Origin of the sequence: Streptomyces sp. NPDC020192, from assembly GCF_044388685.1 — a bacterium.
Classification (GTDB): domain Bacteria; phylum Actinomycetota; class Actinomycetes; order Streptomycetales; family Streptomycetaceae; genus Streptomyces.
The window spans coordinates 1-4,095 of record NZ_JBIRXG010000098.1 but is presented as its reverse complement, the minus strand read 5'-3'; the positions used below and the strand labels follow the sequence as shown (position 1 = coordinate 4,095).

General features: G+C 74.2%; 1 protein-coding gene. It reads left to right on the top strand.

All coding sequences use genetic code 11. The features are described from left to right. The coding region (locus ACH47Z_RS46960; RefSeq protein WP_399086728.1) for an SDR family NAD(P)-dependent oxidoreductase at positions 1 to 4,095 on the top strand (4,095 nt) is incomplete at both ends.

Below are 4,095 nucleotides of genomic sequence, written 5' to 3'. Positions count from 1 at the left end.
CGCGTGGCCGGTTGATGCAGGCGTTGCCGGAGGGCGGCGCGATGGTCGCGGTGCAGGTGAGTGAGGCGGAGCTGGAGTTGCCGGAGGGGGTGGAGTTGGCGGCGGTCAACGGTCCGTCGTCGGTGGTCCTGTCCGGGAACGAGGAGGCTGTCCTGGCTGAGGCTGCGCGTTGGTCGGGTCGTCGTACGAAGCGGCTGTCGGTCAGCCATGCCTTCCACTCGCACCTGATGGACCCGGTTCTTGAGGATTTCCGGCGGGTGCTGGAGTCGGTGACCTTCCACGCGCCGAAGCTGGCGTTCGTCTCGAGTGTGACCGGTGCTGTGGTGGGTGAGGAGTTGTGCGACCCGGGGTATTGGGTGCGCAACGTTCGTGAGACGGTCCGTTTCGCGGATGCTGTGGTGGCGGCGCGGGCCGGTGTGTTCGTGGAGTTGGCGCCGGACGCGGTGTTGTCGGGGCCGGTGGTGGAGTCCGCCGGGGACGGGGTGGTGTGTGTGCCCGCGCAGCGGGCGGGCCGGGCGGCCGCTCATGCTGTCGTGACGGCGCTGGGTGTGCTGCACGCTCATGGTGTCGCTGTTGCGTGGGACCGGTTCTTCGCGGGTACGGCAGCGCGTCGCGTCGACCTTCCGACGTACGCCTTCCAACGCGAACGCTTCTGGCTGGACGTCCCCGCGCCGCAGACCCGTGGGGCCTCGGACGACGCCTTCTGGGCCGCCGTCGAGAGCGGTGACCTCGCCGGACTGCTGGGCGTGGCGGAGGACGCCGGGCTCGACGCCGTACTGCCCACCCTCGCGTCCTGGCACGACAGGGAGCGCGCCGACGCGGTCGTGGACGGATGGCGGCACAGGGTTCGCTGGACCCCGCTCCCGGAGGTCGGCGCCGCGGTGCTGACCGGCCGGTGGCTGCTGGTCGGGCCGGAGGGCGAGCAGGCGCTCGTCGCCGACGTGACCAGCGCCCTGCGCGAGCACGGTGCCGAGGTCACGCACCTCGCACTGCCCGAGGGTGCCGACCGGGAGACGGCCGCCGAGCTGCTCCGGGGGGTCGACGGCGCCGGTGTCACCGGAGTGCTCTCCCTGCTCGCGTCGGCGGCCCGCCCGGTGCACACCACCCTCGCTCTCGTCCAGGCGCTCGGCGATGCCGGGATCACCGTCCCGCTGTGGTGCGCCACCTCCGAGTCCGTCGCGGTCGCCTCCACGGACGCGGTCCCCGAGTCCGCCGTCGCCGCGGCGGGCCTGTGGGGGCTCGGCCGGGTCGTCCGCCTCGAGACCCCCGAGCGCTGGGGCGGGCTGGTCGACCTGCCCGGCACGCTGGACGAGCGGGCGCGCCGCCGGCTCGCCGCCGTCCTGGCCGGGACCGAGGACGAGTGCGCCGTACGCGAGAACGGCACCTTCGCGGCCCGCCTCGTACGGGCCGACGACGCTCCCCGCCGCGAGTGGCGGCCCCGGGGCACGGTCCTGGTGACCGGCGGCACCGGCACCCTCGGCGCGCGGGTCGCCCAGCGGCTCGCGGAGCGCGGGGCGCAGCACGTGCTGCTGGTCAGCAGGCGGGGCCCGGCGGCCGACGGCGCCGCCGAACTGGCCCGCGCCGTCGAGGCCGCGGGCGCCACGGCGACCGTCGCCGCCTGCGACGTCGCCGATCCGGAGGCGGTCGCGGCCCTGCTGGCGCGGGTACCCGCCGACGCTCCGCTGACCGCGGTGGTCCACACGGCGGGCGTCCTCTCCGACGCCCCGCTGGACACGCTCACCCCGGAACAGGTCACCGCCGTACTCCGGGCCAAGGCCGACGCCGCCCTGGTCCTGCACGCCGCGACGGCCGGGCTCGACCTGGACGCGTTCGTGCTGTTCTCCTCGCTCGCCGGCACCCTCGGTAACCCGGGACAGGCGGCCTACGCCGCCGCGAACGCCGTACTCGACTCGCTCGCCGCGCATCGCCGGGCCCTCGGACTGCCCGGCACCGCCATCGCCTGGGGCCCCTGGGTCGGTGGCGGCATGCTCGACGAGGCCGTGGCGGACCGGTTGCGCCGTGCCGGTGTCACCCCGCTCGACCCCGGCCACGCCCTGGCCGCCCTCGAGCGTGCCGTGGTCGCCGCGGACGCGCACGGTGTCGTCGCTGACGCCGACTGGACCGGCCTGAGCGCCGGCTCCATGCTGGCCGAACTGTCCGGCCCGGCACCCGTCGAGGTGCCCACGGCGCTCACCGGCCCCGACCGCGAGCGCGCCGCCCTGGACCTCGTACGGTCCTGCGCCGCCGCCGTCCTCGGCCGCTCGGGCACGGCGGACGTCGAGTCCGACACCGCCTTCCGCGACCTGGGCTTCGACTCCATGGCCGCCGTGCAGCTGCGCAACCGCCTCAGTGCCGCCACCGGAGTCGCGCTCCACGCGACCGCCGTGTTCGACCACCCGAGCGCCCGCGCCCTCGCCACCCACCTGCTCGCCCTGGCGACCGGCGAGGACACCGGCGCGACCGCACTCCCGGGTACGGCCGTCCGCACGGACGAGCCGATCGCGATCGTCGGCATGGCGTGCCGCTTCCCCGGCGACGTGGCCTCGCCCGAGGACCTGTGGCGACTGCTCGCCGACGGCACGGACGCCGTCGGCCCTATCCCGGCGGACCGCCAGTGGGGACCCACCGACGCCTACGCCGAGGGCGCATTCCTGCGTGGGGCCGGGGAGTTCGACGCGGACTTCTTCGGTATCTCGCCGCGCGAGGCGCTGGTCATGGACCCGCAGCAGCGGCTCGCCCTGGAGACCGGCTGGGAGGCCTTCGAACGGGCCGGCATCAATCCGCACACGGTTCGCGGCACGTCCGTCGGCGTCTTCCTCGGCACCAACGGCCAGGACTACGCGGCCCTCCTGGCCGGCGCCACCGAGGCCCATGCGGGCCACATCGGCACCGGCAACTCCGCCAGCGTGCTGTCGGGCCGTATCGCCTACACCCTGGGCCTGGAGGGCCCGGCGGTGACCGTCGACACCGCGTGCTCCTCGTCCCTGGTCGCGCTGCACTGGGCGATCAGTGCGCTGCGGTCGGGGGAGTGCTCCATGGCCCTGGCCGGCGGTGTCACCGTCATGGCCACCCCGGGTGCCTTCGACGAGTTCTCGCATCAGCGGGGCCTGGCGGCGGACGGGCGCTGCAAGTCGTTCGCGGCCGCTGCCGACGGGACCGGCTGGGGCGAGGGTGTCGGCATGCTGCTGGTGGAGCGGCTGTCGGATGCGCGTCGCAACGGGCACCGGGTGCTGGCCGTCGTACGCGGTTCCGCGGTGAACCAGGATGGTGCGTCGAATGGTCTGACGGCGCCGAACGGTCCGTCGCAGCAGCGGGTGATCCGGCAGGCGTTGGCGGGTGCGGGTCTTGGGCCTGGCGATGTCGACGCCGTGGAGGCGCACGGTACGGGTACCAGGCTGGGTGACCCGATCGAGGCGCAGGCGCTGCTTGCGACCTACGGTCAGGAGCGGGATGAGCCGCTGTGGCTGGGCTCGATCAAGTCCAACATCGGGCATACGCAGGCTGCTGCGGGTGTCGCCGGTGTGATCAAGATGGTGGAGGCCATGCGGCACGGTGTACTGCCGCGGACGCTGCATGTGGACGAGCCGTCTGGGGAGGTGGACTGGTCCGCCGGTGCGGTGGAGCTGCTGACGGAGGAGCGCGAGTGGACCCGTGCGGGTCGGCCGCGTCGGGCGGGTGTGTCGTCGTTCGGTGTGTCCGGTACGAACGCGCATGTCGTCCTGGAAGAGGCACCAGAGGAGACGGAATCCACCGGGACCCCCGAACTTCCGGCCGTGCCTTGGCTGTTGTCGGCCCGGTCCGAGGGTGCGCTCTCGGCGCAGATCGAGCGGCTGCGTGCGTTCGTCGCGGAGCACCCGGAGACGCGTCCGGCCGACATCGGCCTCAGCCTGGCCACCGGCCGAGCCGCGCTGGCCCACCGTGTGGCGGCGGTCGGCGAGACCACCGAGGAACTGCTCGCTGCCCTTGACACCACCCTTCCCGCCGTGGCCCGTGAAGCCCGGACCGCGTTCGTGTTCGCGGGGCAGGGTGCGCAGCGGGCCGGGATGGGTGAGGAACTGGCCGCCGCGTACCCGGTGTTCGCCGAGGCGTTCGCGG